Source organism: Achromobacter maghribensis (assembly GCF_057334215.1).
In genome coordinates this window covers 144,839-158,889 of the sequence record NZ_JBHFII010000044.1, presented here as the reverse complement: position 1 = coordinate 158,889, position 14,051 = coordinate 144,839, and the positions used below count along the sequence as shown (strand labels likewise).

Genomic DNA, 14,051 nt, shown 5'->3' with positions numbered 1-14,051 from the left:
CCCACCCACGGCTTCGTCGATGAGCTTTTGCCCCGGCTTCGTCAACATCACCAGCGTGGCTCGCCCGTCGTCGGGATTGGGCGTGCGCACCACCAGACCGGCCTTTTCCAGCCGATCGATGCGATGGGTCATGCTGCCGGACGAGATCATGGCGTCTTCGTATAGCGCCGTGGGCGTCAACGCATACGGCTTGCCGCTGCGGCGCAGCGTGGCCAGCACATCGAATTCGCCGGGCTGCAAGCCGAACTCGGCAAACAGCGGGTTGATTCGGTCGCGCGTGATCACCAGCGCGCATTCGCCCAACCGGCCCAGCACGCGCATCGTCGACACATCGAGGTCGGGACGTTCGCGGTTCCACTGTTCCACTGCTCGGCTTGCCCTATCCACGGTCTGCCTCCGATTATCTTGACGTAGAGATAAAATACAAATATCTTGATGCCAAGATAGTTTACCGGAACGTGCCGCATACGGCAGCGTTTCCGGGTATGGAGCCACCGTGCCTTCCCCCCGTTTCAACGCTTGGCGCATCGCCGCCATCATCCTTGTTGGCCTGAACCTGCGTCCCGTCCTGGCATCCGTTCCCCCATTGCTGGACTGGGTCCAAGCCGCCACCCGCATGCCGGACGCCGTGGCCGGGCTGCTGACCGCGCTGCCTGTCTTTGTCATGGGATTGGGCGCCTTGAGCGTGGCGCCGCTGCGCCGCTTGATCGGCGAACCGCTCGGCGTAGCCGCCGGTCTGGCATTGGTCACGGCCGCCACTGCGGGCCGCTTCTGGGCGGACAACACCAGCCTGATGCTGGCAAGCGGCGTCGTCGCGGGCCTGGGCATCGCCGTGACGCAAGCCTTGCTGCCCAGCCACATCAAAACCCGCTTCGCAGCGGGCAGCAGCGCGATCATGGGCGTCTATTCGACCGCGATCATGGGCGGCGCCGCCGTGGCCAGCGTGGCGTCGCCCATCGTGGCGCAGCGCGCGGGCTGGCTGCAGGCGCTGGCGGTGTGGGCCGTGCCGGCCGCCATCGCGTTGGCGGCGTGGTTGCTGGTGAACCGTGCGTCGCCCACGCCCATCGCCGGCCAAGGCACGTCCAGCCCCCTGCGTACTCCGCGCCAGCGCGCCTGGCTGCTGGCCGTGTTCTTCGGCCTGGGCACTGGCGCCTACACCCTGGTCCTGGCATGGCTGCCGCCCTACTACACCGCACTGGGCTGGTCGGCGATTTCAGCGGGCCAACTGCTTGGCGCCGTGACGGCGGCCGAGATCGCTGCGGGTCTGCTCGTCTCGTTGTGCATTGGCCGTTTGCCTGATCGGCGGCCCGCGCTGTTCGTGGCGATCGGTGCGCTCTTCCTGGGCCTGGCCGGCTGGATCGCGGCGCCCGCCGCGCTGGCGTGGCCCGCCGCCATCTTGGCGGGGCTGGGCATCGGCGCGCTCTTTCCGTTGTCGCTGATCGTGGCCATGGATCACGCCGCGACGCCGTCGGAAGCCGGCCGGCTGGCGTCGTTCGTGCAAGGCGTGGGGTATTTGATTGCCGCGCTCTTTCCGTTTGCCGCCGGCCTGATCCGGCAGCACCTGGCCGACCTGACGCCAGCATGGATCTTGATGACGCTGATTTGCCTGGTGCTTTTCGCCATGGCGATCCGCTTCCGTCCGCCATCCGCCGCGCATCCGGCCTAGGGATTTCCCGCAATTTCCCGCCTAATCCGCGCCCTCGGCGCGATTCTCCGTTCGCCTGAAAGGTGAACGGAAGTTTGGATTTTTAGACTCCCGCATTCATTGCAATGTCAGTTTTTGTTCAGACGACAGTCAGACAAAAACACAACAACGGGAGACGAGATCAATGCAATCGAAACGCAGCGCCGTCCGGCGCGAAGCGTGGGCGGCCGGCACGATGATCGTGCTGGGCCTGGGTGCCATCGCGCAGGCATCCACCTACACCTTGGGCAGCCTTGCCCGCATGGGGCCGGGCATGTTCCCGGCGATATTGGGCGCCCTGCTGGTCATGCTGGGCCTGGTCATCGCGAAGATGGCCGCGTCCCCTGCCGCGGCCGAAGAAGACGCCGAAGAGGTTTCGCCGCCCGAATGGCGCGGGTGGGGCTGCATCATCGGCGGCTTGCTGGCCTTTATCCTGATCGGCAAGTTCGGCGGCTTGGTGCCTGCCACGTTCGTCCTGGTGTTTCTCTCCGCGATGGGCGACCGTCAGCACACGTGGCGCACCGCAGCCCTGCTCGCAACCGGCGTGACGATCCTGGGCGTGGCGGTGTTTTCGTGGGCGCTGCAACTGCAGTTTCCGCTGTTCCGCTGGGGCTGAGCGATGGATATCTTCAATAACCTGATGCACGGGTTTTCAGTCGCCTTCGCGCTGGACAACCTGATGTGGGCCGTGTTCGGCGTGTTCATGGGCAACCTGATCGGCGTGCTGCCGGGCATGGGCGTGCTGGCCGCCATCTCCATCCTGCTACCGCTTACCTACACCATGACGCCGACCGCGGCGCTGGTGATGCTGTCAGGCATCTATTACGGCTCGCAGTATGGCGGCGGCATCACCTCCATCATGCTGAACCTGCCGGGCACGGCTTCGCACGCCGTGGCCTGCCTGGACGGCAATCCGCTGGCGCGCAACGGCAAGGCCGGGTCCGCGTTGTTCATGCTGATGTTCTCGTCGTTCTGCGGCGCGTCGGTGGGCATCCTGGCCATGATCCTGTTTTCCCCGTTGCTGGTGGACGTGGCCTTCAAGTTCGGCCCGGCCGAGTATTTCTCCATGATGATGCTGGGCTTGCTAGCCGGCGCCACCTTGGCGAAGGGTTCGGCGATCAAGGGCGTGGCGATGGTGGTCGTGGGGCTGCTGCTGGGCGTGGTCGGCACCGACGTCAACACCGGCACCATGCGCTTTCACTTCGGCATCCTGGAACTGTCCGACGGATTGCAGATCGTGGCGCTGGCCATGGGCCTGTTCGGCGTGGCGGATTTCCTGAAGAACATCAACCGCATCGGCGGCGACAGCAAGGTCACCTCGGCGAAGGTCGGCATGAAGTCCATGCGGCCGGAAGCCGGCGACATCAAGCAATCGCGCGGCGCCCTGGTGCGCGGCACGGCTATCGGCGCGGCGTTCGGCATCCTGCCTGGCACCGGCCCGACGATCGCGTCGTTCATCTCTTATGCAGTGGAAAAGAAGGTGGCGCGTGAACCGCGCCGCTTCGGCCGCGGCGCGATCGAAGGGATCGCGGGCCCGGAGGCGGCCACCAGCGCGTCGACGCAGACGAGCTTCATTCCGACGATGAGCCTGGGCATTCCCGGTGATCCGGTAATGGCCCTGATGTTGGGCGCGCTGATCATCCACGGCATCCAGCCGGGTCCGCAGATGATGATCGAACACGCCGACATGTTCTGGGGGCTGATCGCCAGCTTCTGGGTGGGTAACGTGCTGCTGTTGCTGCTGAATCTGCCGCTTATCGGGATGTGGGTGCGCTTGTTGACGGTACCGTTCCGCTACTTGTTCCCGGCCGCGCTGTTCTTTGTCTGCGTGGGCGTCTACAGCACCAACAACAACCTGTTTGACGTCGGCATGGTGACGGTATTCGGGGCGGCGGGCTATGCGCTGATCCGGTTGCGGTTCGAACCCGCGCCGCTGCTGCTGGGCTTTGTGCTGGGACCGATGGTGGAAGAGAACTTCCGCCGCGCCTTGCTGTTGTCGCGCGGCGAGCTGTCGATCTTCGTGTCGCGCCCGATCAGCCTGGGCTTCATCCTGGCCTGCGTCGCGCTGATCGCGCTGCTGGTCGCGTCGGCGGTCCGCCAACGCAACAAGGGACGTGCGGCGCTACAGGAGTCGGAATCGGCGGCGTAGCCGTCAGTCGTCCGGAGGCGCAGCCAGCGGGCCGGCGGTATGACCGTCGATATGGCCTAGCGGGCGCCCCGGATCCAGCCGGTCGCGCACGCGCTGCTTTAGCACCTTGGCCTCCGGGAAACCGCCGTCGCTCTTGCGGTCCCAGATCAGGTCACCGTTGTAGGTGATCTGGAATATGCCACCAGTGCCGGGCTGCAGGACCACTTCGCCCAGATCGGTCGAAAACGTGGACAGTAGCTCTTGCGCCATCCAGCCAGCGCGCAGCAGCCACTGGCACTGGGTGCAGTAGAGAATGACGATGCGAGGACGAAAGGCGGGCGTGTTCATGCCAAATATTCTACTGCGCCCGTCACGGCTGCGCCCTGCTCCGGCGCCGCCACGCATTGGTGGATAATGTCGGGTTTTCCCGGGTGCGCAATGCGCCCAGAGCCTGCCATGAAGTCTGCTGCATCCTCCCGAAGCCAACGCTGGCTGATCGGTCTCTTGATGGGACTGGTCACGCTGACGCCGATGGGCATCGACATCTACCTGCCTTCCCTGCCCGCGATGGCGCAGGACTTTGGCCAGCCCGTCAGCGCGCTGCAGGCCAGCATCACGTTGTTCATCTTCGCGGTGGGTGTGGGCCAGATGCTGATCGGCCCGCTGGCCGACCGCTATGGCCGCCGGCCCGTCGCACTGGGCGGCGCGTTGGCCTACCTGGCCGGCTCGGCGCTCGGCGCCGCGGCGACATCGCTCGAAGTGTTTTACGCCGCCCGCATCATCCAGGGATTGGGCGCGTGTTCGGCCTCGCTGGTGGCGTTTGCCGCGGTGCGTGACCGATTCAGCCCGGCGGTCGGCGCGCGCGTCTATAGCTATCTGAATGGCGCGTTGTGTTCCGTGCCCGCGCTGGCGCCCATGCTGGGCGGCATCCTGGCGGTGCAGGCCGGCTGGCGCAGCACGTTCGTGTTCATGGTGGGGTTCGCGCTGGCCCTGGCCGTGCTGCTGGCCAAGCGCTTCGAGGAGACCCGCGCGGCGCCGACTCAGCCCCGGGGCGCGCTCTACAGCCTGCGCCGCTACCTGCCCATCGTCGCCAGCGGCAGGTTCCTGTATTTTGCGATGTTCGGCACGGCGGGCATGGCGATGATCCTGGTGTTCGTCTCGGCCGCGCCCGTCGTACTGGTGCAGCAGCTGGGGTATACGGAACTAGGTTTCTCCGCATGGTTCGGCGGTAACGCCGCGATCAACATCGCCGCCTTCTTCCTGGCACCCACCTTCATCTCGCGCTATGGCCGCCACGCCATGGTGCGGGTCGGGTTGGTAGCGCTGCTGCTGGCGTCGGCCATGCATGCCGCGGCCTGGTGGTGGGCGCCGTTGTCGGCATGGATCTTCATGTTGCCGGTCGCCGTGCTGACGGTCGGCTTTTCGCTGGCGCTGGGATCAGGCCTGAGCCTGGCGCTGGAGCCGTTCGCCGAACGCGCCGGCACTGCCGCGGCAGTGTATGGCCTCTTCCAGATGAGCGGTTCCGCCGTCATCGCGACCTTGCTGCTGGACAGCGGCGTGGCGCCCCAGGCCGCGATGGCCCTGATCGGCGCCGTGATCGTCGCACCGCTGCTATGCCTGTCGTCCGGCATGGCGCGCCGCCTGGCGGGCTGAACGGCTGACTGAATCGCGGCGCCGCTTGCGCTAGTATCCAGGAACCCTCTTTCCTGGAGACGACATGGCCCTGGACACTTCGGCGCAACCGCCGCTGCTTGAACGCACCACGGAAAACGGCGTGGTGACGCTGCGCATGAACCGCCCTTCGCAATTCAACGCCCTGTCCGAAGGCTTGCTTGGCGCGTTGCAGCAAGAGATCGACGCCCTGGAGCGTGACACCGAGGTGCGCTGCGTCGTGCTGGAGTCGGCGGGCCGCGCGTTCTGCGCCGGCCACGACCTGCGCGAAATGCGCAGCCAGCCCTCGCTGGATTACTACCGCGCGTTGTTCCGCAAGTGCGGCAGCGTCATGCAAGGCTTGCAAGCTTTGCCCGTGCCCGTCATCGCCAAGGTGCAAGGCATCGCTACCGCCGCAGGATGTCAACTGGTCGCCAGCTGCGACCTGGCGGTGGCCGCCGACAATGCACGATTTGCCGTGTCCGGCATCAATGTCGGCCTGTTCTGCTCGACCCCCGCCGTGGCGCTCAGCCGCAACGTGTCGGCCAAGCGCGCCTTCGAAATGCTGGTGACTGCCCGGTTCATCGACGCGGCCCAGGCCGCCGACTGGGGCCTGATCAACGACGCGGTGCCCGAGACGGAGCTGGATGCCCGGGTGCGCGCCCTGACCGCCGAGATCCTGGCGAAAAGCCCGTCGGCCGTCCGCTATGGCAAACGCATGTTCTACAAGCAACGGCAAATGGCGCTGGCCGACGCGTACGACTACGCGGGTGACGTCATGGCGCGCAACATGATGGAGGCCGACGCCTGCGAAGGCATCGACGCGTTTCTGGAAAAGCGCACGCCGCGCTGGCAGGCGTAGATCCGTCAGGACGAGAAGGCGGTCTGCCCAGGCCCTGGTCCTAGTTCAACCAGGCCAGGGCCCAGCCGCCGGCCGCCGCCGCCAGCACGACCCAGACGGGCGACCAGCGCGCATAGACCAGCAACGCGAACAACGACAGCGCCAGCGCAAAATCGGCCTTGGTCAGGATTGAGGTGGTCCACACCGGGTCATAGAGCGCGGCCAGCAGTATGCCGACCACGGCGGCGTTCACCCCTGCTGCCATGTTGCGCACGCCGGGCCGCCGCCGCAGGGTCTCCCAGAATGGCAATGCGCCGGCAACCAGCAATGCGCCGGGCAGGAAGACAATCGCCAGGAATGCCAGCCCGCCGGCCCAGCCCGACAGCGGGCCTGCGGACGAGGCGCCCAGGAAGGCGGCGAATGCAAACACCGGCCCTGGCATCGCCTGCGCCGCGCCGTAGCCGGCCAGGAAATCGGCGTCGGACACCATGCCCCCGGACACCGCGGTGGCCTCCAGCAAAGGCAGCACCACGTGGCCGCCACCGAATACCAGCGCACCGGCCCGATAAAAGCCCGCGACCTGGGCCGCCAGCGGGGAATCGGACAGCGCCGCCCACGCGGGCAGACCCGCCAGCAGCGCGACAAACAGCGCAATAGCGATGTAGCCCGCGCGGCGCGAAGCGCCCTGCGCGCGGTTGGCCAGCAGGGGCCGGGGCGGCACCTGCAACGCGGCGGCGCCCACGACGATGCCAAGCAAGACCGCGCCAAGCTGTCCCCACGCGGTGGGCAGCGCGGCCGTGATCAGCGCCGCCGCCACCGCCAATGCCGCTCGCGGGCGGTCCGGGCATAGCGTCCGGCCCATGCCCCAGACGGCCTGGGCGATGATCGCCACCGCCGCCACTTTCAATCCGTGTATGGCGCCGGACTGCGACAGCCAGCCAAAATGCGCCAACCCCAATGCGAAACCAATAAGCGCCAGCGCGGTCGGCAAGGTGAAGGCCAGCCACGCGGCCGCCATGCCCGGCCAGCCCGCGCGTCGAAGCCCGATCGCCATGCCCACCTGGCTGCTTGCCGGACCCGGCAGGAACTGGCACAGCGCCACCAGGTCGGAATAGGCGTAGTCATCAAGCCAGCGGCGTTTGTCGACGAATTCCGTGCGGAAATAGGCCAGATGGGCGACCGGTCCGCCGAACGAGGTCAACCCCAGGCGCAGGAACACAAGGAATACTTCCAAACAGGAACCCCGGCCGCTGTCCACGCGTTCGTGCGTGGCGGGCCGGCTGGCGACGTGCTCGTCGTGGGGAGGCGGGTGCGGCATCTTGCTGAAGCGATCAATGGCAGGCGGGGCGCCGAATGTCCGCCCCTTCTCCATGCTTATAGCCGGGGCGCGCGGCAGTTTCAATCGGGTCTGATGGCCCTGCCGCCGCGATCGGCCCGTGCGCGGCGGGCGCGCACTGCACGAATCTTCACAATTGACACACAATTCCAGAGAATTTTGGCGCGTGCGCGCCACTAGCATGCGCGATTAGCTCGCTATCGCTGCATGATTTCCGCCGCCCTTCCCAATATCCGCTTCGCGCCGCACCCTTGCTTGCCGCGCCACAGGAAAGGCTCCTGATGCTTAGATTCGCGATGCGCATCGTCATCATCGCCACGATCGGCTATGCCGTGGCGACGCAACTGGTCAACCTCAGCTTCGGATATTTGCTGGATTCGCTTAGCGCCGACCTCTCGTACCGAGCGGTGCGCGGGCAGATCTACGCGCTGCACAAAGACCTGGACGCCATCGCGCCGGAGGCCCGCGCCAGCTATATCCTGGAAGAACTGCAGCCGCACTACGGCCTGGCGCTGACGCTGCTGCCGGACAGCAAGGTGCGCCCGACGCCGGCAGAGCAGCAACAGCTGGACCGTACCGGCCTGATCATGCGCGACGACTACAACACGTACCTGACCCGCCTGCCAGGCGAGCCCGTACAGTGGCTGAACGTGCGGCTGCCGCTGGAACCCGCGATGGAGCGGTGGATCACGTGGTCGGCCTGGGCGGCACTGAGCGTGGTGCTGGCGATCGTCCTGCTGCTGGGTTGGGCCCTGCCGATCTGGCGCGACCTGGACGCCTTGCGCAGGGCGACGCTGCGGATGGGCCATGGCGACATGAGCGTGCGCGTGCGGCTGTCCCGCATTTCGGGTATCCGCCATGTGGGCGAGAGCTTCAACCACATGGCCGAGCGCATCGCGGTGCTGATCGATAACCAGCGCAGCCTTACCAACGCCGTGTCGCACGAGCTGCGCACCCCGCTTGCCCGCCTTTCGTTTGAAGTGGATATGCTGGGCCACGACCGCTACCTGCCGCGCCGCCGGCAGATCCTGCAAGACATGCGCACCGACATCCTGGAGTTGGAAGCGATGGTTGCCGAATTGCTGGTCTACGCGCGGCTGGAACGGCCCGCCGACGACACCGTGAAACAAGAGACCGTGGACGTGTGCGACTGGCTGGGCGAAGCGTTGGCGCAGGTGGCGCACCAAGCCGACGCCCGAGGCATCCAGTGCCGTGTGCGCGACGGCCATCCCGCCCACGTCGAATTGCACCCGCGCTACATGAGCCGCGCATTGCTGAACCTGGTGCAGAACGCGGTCCGCTACGCCAGCCAGCGCGTCGACATCGAGCTGAAGGAAATCCCCGGCGATGGCTACGAACTTCTGGTGGACGACGACGGCGGCGGCATCGCCGAAGCAGACCGTGAACGCGTGTTCGAGCCCTTCATCCGGCTGGACGAAAGCCGCGACCGCGGCACGGGCGGCGCGGGCCTGGGACTGGCCATCGTCAAGCGGGTGGCAGCGAACCATGGCGGCACGATCGAGATCCAGAGCAGCCCGCTAGGAGGTGCGCGGTTCGTGCTGCGCTGGCCCCGCTTGGGCGGCGGAACGCCGCATGGCCTATAACGAAACACGTTTTATGGCACTTTTTGCCTGGTCCAATCAGACGCATGATTCGAAGTCGCAACCCCAATTCGAAAACAGCGTTTCAGAAAGGTAGGCAAATGAGCCAACGATTGAATTACTTCCAGGTGTCGGCGGAGCTGTCCAAGAAGTACATGGACTTCAGTGCGGCGATGAAAAAGGTGCCGATCATTGAAGAATTCGGCGACCTGGTCGATATCCGCGCGTCGCAGATCAATGGCTGCGGTTTTTGCCTGGACATGCACGTCAAGCAAGCCAAGCTGCACGGCGAACGTGAATTGCGCCTGCACCACATCGCGGTCTGGCGCGAGTCTCCGCTTTTCTCGGCCCGCGAACGGGCCGCGCTGGCGTGGACGGAAGCACTGACCACGTTGCCCGCGCATGGCGTACCCAACGATGTATACGAGCAGGCGCGTGAGCAGTTCACCGAAGCAGAGATATCCGACCTGACATTCCGCGTGGTCGCCATCAACGGCTGGAATCGCCTGAACGTGGCCTTCCGCACGGTGCCAGGCTCGGCGGATGCCGCCTTCGGCCTGGACAAGGCCGGGTTGAACTAAGGCCTACATCAACGCCTTGATCCGCAGGCCCAACGCATGGGCTTGCGTTTCCGAGGCGATGTTCGTGAAGCCGAGCAACAGGCCCTCGTGGGGATTCGGCAGCGAGGACCAGCGCGACAGTGCGTGCGCATACATGCCCTGCTCCCGCATCCGCGCCGCCAGCGGCTGATCCCATTGGCGCCCGTCCATGCGCGCCACCAGGTGCATGCCGCCGGGCTGCGGATCGATACGCATGTCCGGCCCGAGCGCGGCGGCCAGGCCAGCGGCCGTGGCGTTGCGCCGTTCGCCGTACAAGCGCCGCATGCGCTGGATGTGCCGGCCAAAGTGGCCCTCGGTCATGAAGGCCGTGAGAATGGACTGGGTCAAGCCCGGCGCGGTGCCCGACAGCAGCCGGCAGATCCGGTCGAAACGCGCCACCTGCGCCGCCGGCACCACCAGGTACGCCAGCCGCATTCCCGGAAACAGTACCTTGCTGAACGAGCCGGCATACAGCACGCGCCCTTGCGCATCCAGGCTTTTCAATGCGGGCAAGGGTCGGCTGGCATAGCGGTATTCGCCGTCATAATCGTCTTCGACGATCCAGGCTTGCTGCCGTTCGGCCCATTCCAACAAAGCTTGCCGGCGTGGCAACGACAAGGACATCGACAGCGGGCTTTGATGCGCCGGCGTTACCACGGCCGCCTTCGCGTCGGCGCACCGCGCAATACCCTCGGCCACCATCATGCCGTCCTGATCCACCGGCACCGGCGCCGCCTGCATACGGGCCTGCGCCAACAAAGCGCGCGTGGGCGGGTAACCCGGGTCTTCCACCCACACGTGGTCGCCCGGGGCAAGCAGCGCCTGCATGACCAACTGCATTGAATGGTTGTAGCCCGAGGTAATGAACACCTCGGATGGCTGACAGTGGATACCTCGCGCCACCTGCAAATAGGCGGCCACGGCGGTCTGCAATCCCATCAGCCCGTTGGACGGCGGATAGGACAGATCCGGCGCCTGCAGGCCGCGCAATTGCCGGGCGCCCAGTCGCGCCCACAGCTTGCGGGGAAATTCGTCCAGGGCAGGAACTCCCATCTGGAACGGCAGGATGACGGCCGGGCGATGCCAGCCGTGCCCGTCGTCAGGCGTTTCCGGCACGGGCAAGGCCGCGGCGGGTGGCGCTTGCGGTTGCAGGTCGGGCGCGACGATCGTGCCCGCCTGCCCACGCGCCTGGATGTAGCCTTCGGCGACCAACAGCGAATAGGCCACTTCGACCGTGCCACGCGCCACGCCCATTTCCTTGGCCAATGCGCGGGCGGAAGGAACGCGATCACCCGGCGCCAGCGTGCCTTGCGCGATCGCGCCGCGAAACCGGTCGTAGATCCGGCGATAGAGCGGATTCCCGTTGTCGGGGGCCAGCGGCGGCATCCCGTCCTTCGGGCGTTGATCGGTCATGGCATAGTCCAAAGTTCAATTTATGGCCCTTTAAATTATGTCATGGTCTTTCTACGATGACGTCTCGTTCTCCTTGAATCACTCGTGAATGCCTCCATGACCGACTTCGCTTTAACACCCGTCGATACCGATGACGAATTGCGCGCCTGCCTGCCGCTGATGCGCGAACTGCGGCCGCATCTTTCCGGCGCGGACGACTTCGTTGCGCGCATCACCCGCATGCGCGCCGACAGTTACCGGCTGCTGGCCGCCGTCGACGCCGGCCAGGTCGTGGCGTTGGCCGGCTACCGCTATCAGGAAAACCTGATCTACGGCCGCTTCATGTATGTCGACGACCTTGTCGTGGACAGCACGCGGCGCGGAGGCCGCTGGGGCGCCCGCTTGCTCCAGGCTCTGGACGGCATGGCCCGCGATGCGGGTTGTGCCAGGTTCGTCCTGGATACGGGCTTGTCCAATGCGCTGGCCCAGCGCTTCTACTTCCGTCAAGGCCTGTTGACCAGTGCCATCCGTTTCAGCAAGTCTTTGGACCCCTCCGCCGCATGAGCATTCTTCACATCACCTGCAGCCCGCGCGGCCGCGAATCCGAAAGCCATCGCCTGTCGCAACGCATCCTGGACCGCTTGATCGCGGCCGCAGGCCCGCAGGCGCCCCGGATCGTTGAAATTGACGCCACCGCCCTGCCCCATGTGGATCAGGACTACGCCGCGGCGTTGAGCGCGCCCGCGGACCCGGCTGACGCGACACTGGGACGCGGCGCGCTGCGGCAGTCGGCGCAATTGATCCAGGCATTGCGAGACGCCACGCATATCGTCATTGCCACGCCGATGCACAACTTCACGGTACCGTCGTCCTTGAAGGTGTGGATCGACCATGTCGTCCGCGTGCGCAGTACCTTCCGTATCACCGCCGAGGGCAAGATTGGCAACCTGCCGGACCGCCCCGTGTACGTCGCCATCTCGTCAGGCGGCGAATTCTCGGGCGGCGCCGCGCGCCAGCCCGACTTCCTGACGCCTTATCTCAAGCATGTGCTGGGCACGATGGGCCTGCGGACCGTGACGTTCTTTTCGGTGGAAGGCACGGCGCGCGGCCCGGAGGCGCTGCAGGCGGCCCGCCGCCGGGCCGCCGCCGATATCGCCGCGCATCCGGCACTGGCGGGGGGCGCCCGCGCCTGGTGATTCCTGATCCTTGCGGGCTTACCAGACACTTCAGGCACATCCGGCCCGACGGCGGAAACTAATCCGCCGCCGGCCATCCTATTTAAGCGTGTCGCATTGACACCATGAAAACCGGCGCACTACGCTAGGCCGCAAAAGCCCGCGCGATCAGGCGGGCGGCGTATTCCCCCCAACCCGCATCAATAGGACGGAGACGCATGTGATGACCCTGTGCCGGGCAGCGCTTTCCGCGTTCATGTTCTGCGCCGCGATCGGCGGCTTTCCGTCCCTTGCCCATGCCGCGTGCAGCGACAAAAAAATACTATCGATGTCGGACGAAGGAAAATCGGTGAAGTCCATTGCGAAGGCGTGCAACATGCCGGCGGCGAAAGTGCGGGCGGTGGTCGACAGCGACGACGGCGACGACGCCGCGGCGGCGTCTTCCCAGACGCCTGCCACGACAGTGAAAAAGCTGCCGTCGGGCGCGGGGGTCGCCACTTGCGATTGCCAGGGCACCGTGCCGTATGGCGACAAGGCGCCCGAACTCCGGTGCCAAAGCGGCGTGTCCATCGCGACGCCCTGCGCCGGCTACTGCCCGCCGCGCGGCGTCGCCCCCTGGCGGCGCGTGTGCAGCTGATCGCCACAGCACTCGCCCGCCCGATTCACACCCTTATTCGCACCGATTCCGGCGTCAGAACACCAGGGTGGCGGTGCCCATGAACGTGCTGGTGCTGTCGAGCCGGTTCGTGCTGCTGATGGTGGGGACCCAGCGCAGGCTAAGGGACAGCGAGCGCTTGTCGGCCAGCTTCGTGTCGTAGGTGACGATCGGGCCCAGCGCCCAATCGCGGCCTTTGAAGCCGTTGAGCCGATCCGCCGTGGGCCCCTTGTCGCTGCCCATCTGCTGAATGGTGCCCAGGACAAGCCCCGCGCTGACGCCGTTGCTGAAGGTCTTGCGGCCCATCACGTCCAGGCTGAAGAGGGGCGCATTGCGATAGTCGGTGGCGTTGTTGCGGGTGTAGAACTGCACCCCCGCCACCGTGTCCAGCTGAAAGCCGGACTCTGGAAATATCTTGGTATAGGCCACCTGGGGAATGAAGGTCCAGTTGTTCAAACTGGGGTTGGCCATGTCCCGGGCGTTGTACTTGCCGGTGGGCGCCCAGATGTTCAGGCTGAGCGCCATGTGCGAGGTTTCTGAAAAATGGTAGCCGGCAATAATCGGCGAAAAGTACAGGTCGAACAGATTCGACGCGGTATCGCTTTGCCCGATCGTGCGGCCGCCCGGGCCGCTGAGCCTGGAATCCACTTTTGTCCAGACGTAGGGCAAGGTAAAGCTTGAGGCGAAGTTCCAGCGTCCCGGTCCGGTGTCCCACGTCTTGAGCACGGTGGCCAGCGTGAACGCGACCTGCCCGTCCAGGCCCAGCGAGGTGCGTCCGCCCACCGGCACTTCGCGGCTGCCGCCGATGTTGCCGTCCAGATAGATCTGGGTGAAATTCACGGCCCAGATCGGCTCGGGCGAAACGATGCCCGCGTTCGGCTGCACATTGGTGCCCGTAATCTGGCGGCCCAAGGCGCCTTCCGTTGCCATGGACGCCGACGGCGCGGTCAGCGCGGCCAGCGTGATCCATGGCGCCATCGCATTGCGCAA

14 protein-coding genes and 1 pseudogene are annotated in these 14,051 nt (G+C 66.0%); 9 read left to right on the top strand and 6 right to left on the bottom strand.

Translation table 11 applies throughout. The features are described from left to right. A pseudogene (locus ACE039_RS18705) lies at nucleotides 1-387 on the bottom strand (MarR family winged helix-turn-helix transcriptional regulator); the annotation flags it as partial. A 109-nt stretch (nucleotides 388-496) separates the two neighbouring features. Between ACE039_RS18705 and ACE039_RS18700 the strand changes: the two are divergent. The 3 genes from ACE039_RS18700 to ACE039_RS18690 all read left to right on the top strand — a co-directional run bounded on the left by ACE039_RS18700 (nucleotide 497) and on the right by ACE039_RS18690 (nucleotide 3,833). Beyond that, on the top strand, nucleotides 497-1,666 hold the full coding sequence (locus ACE039_RS18700) for an MFS transporter (protein WP_485823019.1): 1,170 nt from the start codon (nucleotides 497-499) through the stop codon (nucleotides 1,664-1,666). A 163-nt stretch (nucleotides 1,667-1,829) separates the two neighbouring features. Continuing rightward, entirely contained in the window at nucleotides 1,830-2,300 is a 471-nt protein-coding gene (locus ACE039_RS18695) for a tripartite tricarboxylate transporter TctB family protein (protein WP_448710624.1), read from the top strand. Nucleotides 2,301-2,303: 3 nt separating this feature from the next. Further along, nucleotides 2,304-3,833, top strand: a complete 1,530-nt coding sequence (locus tag ACE039_RS18690; protein ID WP_416030687.1) for a tripartite tricarboxylate transporter permease — start codon at nucleotides 2,304-2,306, stop codon at nucleotides 3,831-3,833. 3 nt (nucleotides 3,834-3,836) lie between these two features. Here ACE039_RS18690 and ACE039_RS18685 read toward each other — a convergent pair whose 3' ends face one another. Beyond that, the gene (locus tag ACE039_RS18685; RefSeq protein WP_105558637.1) at nucleotides 3,837-4,160 is read right to left on the bottom strand and encodes an Rdx family protein; all 324 of its coding nucleotides are present in this window, start codon (nucleotides 4,158-4,160) and stop codon (nucleotides 3,837-3,839) included. A gap of 108 nt (nucleotides 4,161-4,268) precedes the next feature. Here ACE039_RS18685 and ACE039_RS18680 point away from each other — a divergent pair, with 108 nt between their 5' ends. Next, nucleotides 4,269-5,465, top strand: a complete 1,197-nt coding sequence (locus ACE039_RS18680) for a multidrug effflux MFS transporter (RefSeq protein WP_485823018.1) — start codon at nucleotides 4,269-4,271, stop codon at nucleotides 5,463-5,465. Between the two features lie 64 nt (nucleotides 5,466-5,529). After that, a complete protein-coding gene (locus tag ACE039_RS18675; RefSeq protein WP_485823017.1) occupies nucleotides 5,530-6,324 on the top strand; it encodes an enoyl-CoA hydratase in 795 nt (264 codons plus the stop codon). Nucleotides 6,325-6,364: 40 nt separating this feature from the next. Here the strand turns inward: ACE039_RS18675 and chrA are convergent, their stop codons facing one another. Next, nucleotides 6,365-7,621: a chromate efflux transporter gene (gene chrA, locus ACE039_RS18670; RefSeq protein ID WP_332007653.1), complete on the bottom strand. Its 1,257-nt coding sequence runs from the start codon at nucleotides 7,619-7,621 to the stop codon at nucleotides 6,365-6,367. Between the two features lie 299 nt (nucleotides 7,622-7,920). Here chrA and ACE039_RS18665 point away from each other — a divergent pair, with 299 nt between their 5' ends. Together ACE039_RS18665 and ACE039_RS18660 are read left to right on the top strand one after the other, a co-directional pair. Then, the gene (locus tag ACE039_RS18665) at nucleotides 7,921-9,243 is read left to right on the top strand and encodes an ATP-binding protein (protein ID WP_485823016.1); all 1,323 of its coding nucleotides are present in this window, start codon (nucleotides 7,921-7,923) and stop codon (nucleotides 9,241-9,243) included. Nucleotides 9,244-9,341: 98 nt separating this feature from the next. Next, nucleotides 9,342-9,821: a carboxymuconolactone decarboxylase family protein gene (locus tag ACE039_RS18660; RefSeq protein ID WP_448710636.1), complete on the top strand. Its 480-nt coding sequence runs from the start codon at nucleotides 9,342-9,344 to the stop codon at nucleotides 9,819-9,821. A 3-nt stretch (nucleotides 9,822-9,824) separates the two neighbouring features. Here the strand turns inward: ACE039_RS18660 and pdxR are convergent, their stop codons facing one another. After that, nucleotides 9,825-11,252 (bottom strand): MocR-like pyridoxine biosynthesis transcription factor PdxR, encoded by a 1,428-nt coding sequence (pdxR, locus tag ACE039_RS18655; RefSeq protein ID WP_485823015.1) that lies wholly within the window; start codon nucleotides 11,250-11,252, stop codon nucleotides 9,825-9,827. Between the two features lie 96 nt (nucleotides 11,253-11,348). Between pdxR and ACE039_RS18650 the strand changes: the two genes are divergently transcribed. Both ACE039_RS18650 and ACE039_RS18645 read left to right on the top strand, forming a co-directional pair. Further along, nucleotides 11,349-11,795 (top strand): GNAT family N-acetyltransferase, encoded by a 447-nt coding sequence (locus ACE039_RS18650; RefSeq protein ID WP_448710639.1) that lies wholly within the window; start codon nucleotides 11,349-11,351, stop codon nucleotides 11,793-11,795. Further along, nucleotides 11,792-12,427 carry an FMN-dependent NADH-azoreductase gene (locus tag ACE039_RS18645; RefSeq protein ID WP_485823014.1) on the top strand — a complete coding sequence of 212 codons (636 nt, stop codon included), beginning with the start codon at nucleotides 11,792-11,794 and terminating at the stop codon, nucleotides 12,425-12,427. The genes ACE039_RS18650 and ACE039_RS18645 overlap by 4 nt, the downstream gene beginning before the upstream one ends. Before the next feature lie 147 nt (nucleotides 12,428-12,574). Here ACE039_RS18645 and ACE039_RS18640 read toward each other — a convergent pair whose 3' ends face one another. Further along, complete coding sequence (locus ACE039_RS18640; RefSeq protein ID WP_485823013.1) at nucleotides 12,575-12,976, bottom strand: hypothetical protein; 402 nt, start codon at nucleotides 12,974-12,976, stop codon at nucleotides 12,575-12,577. Nucleotides 12,977-13,097: 121 nt separating this feature from the next. After that, the gene (locus ACE039_RS18635; RefSeq protein WP_448709852.1) at nucleotides 13,098-14,039 is read right to left on the bottom strand and encodes a SphA family protein; all 942 of its coding nucleotides are present in this window, start codon (nucleotides 14,037-14,039) and stop codon (nucleotides 13,098-13,100) included. Nucleotides 14,040-14,051 lie beyond the last annotated feature (12 nt).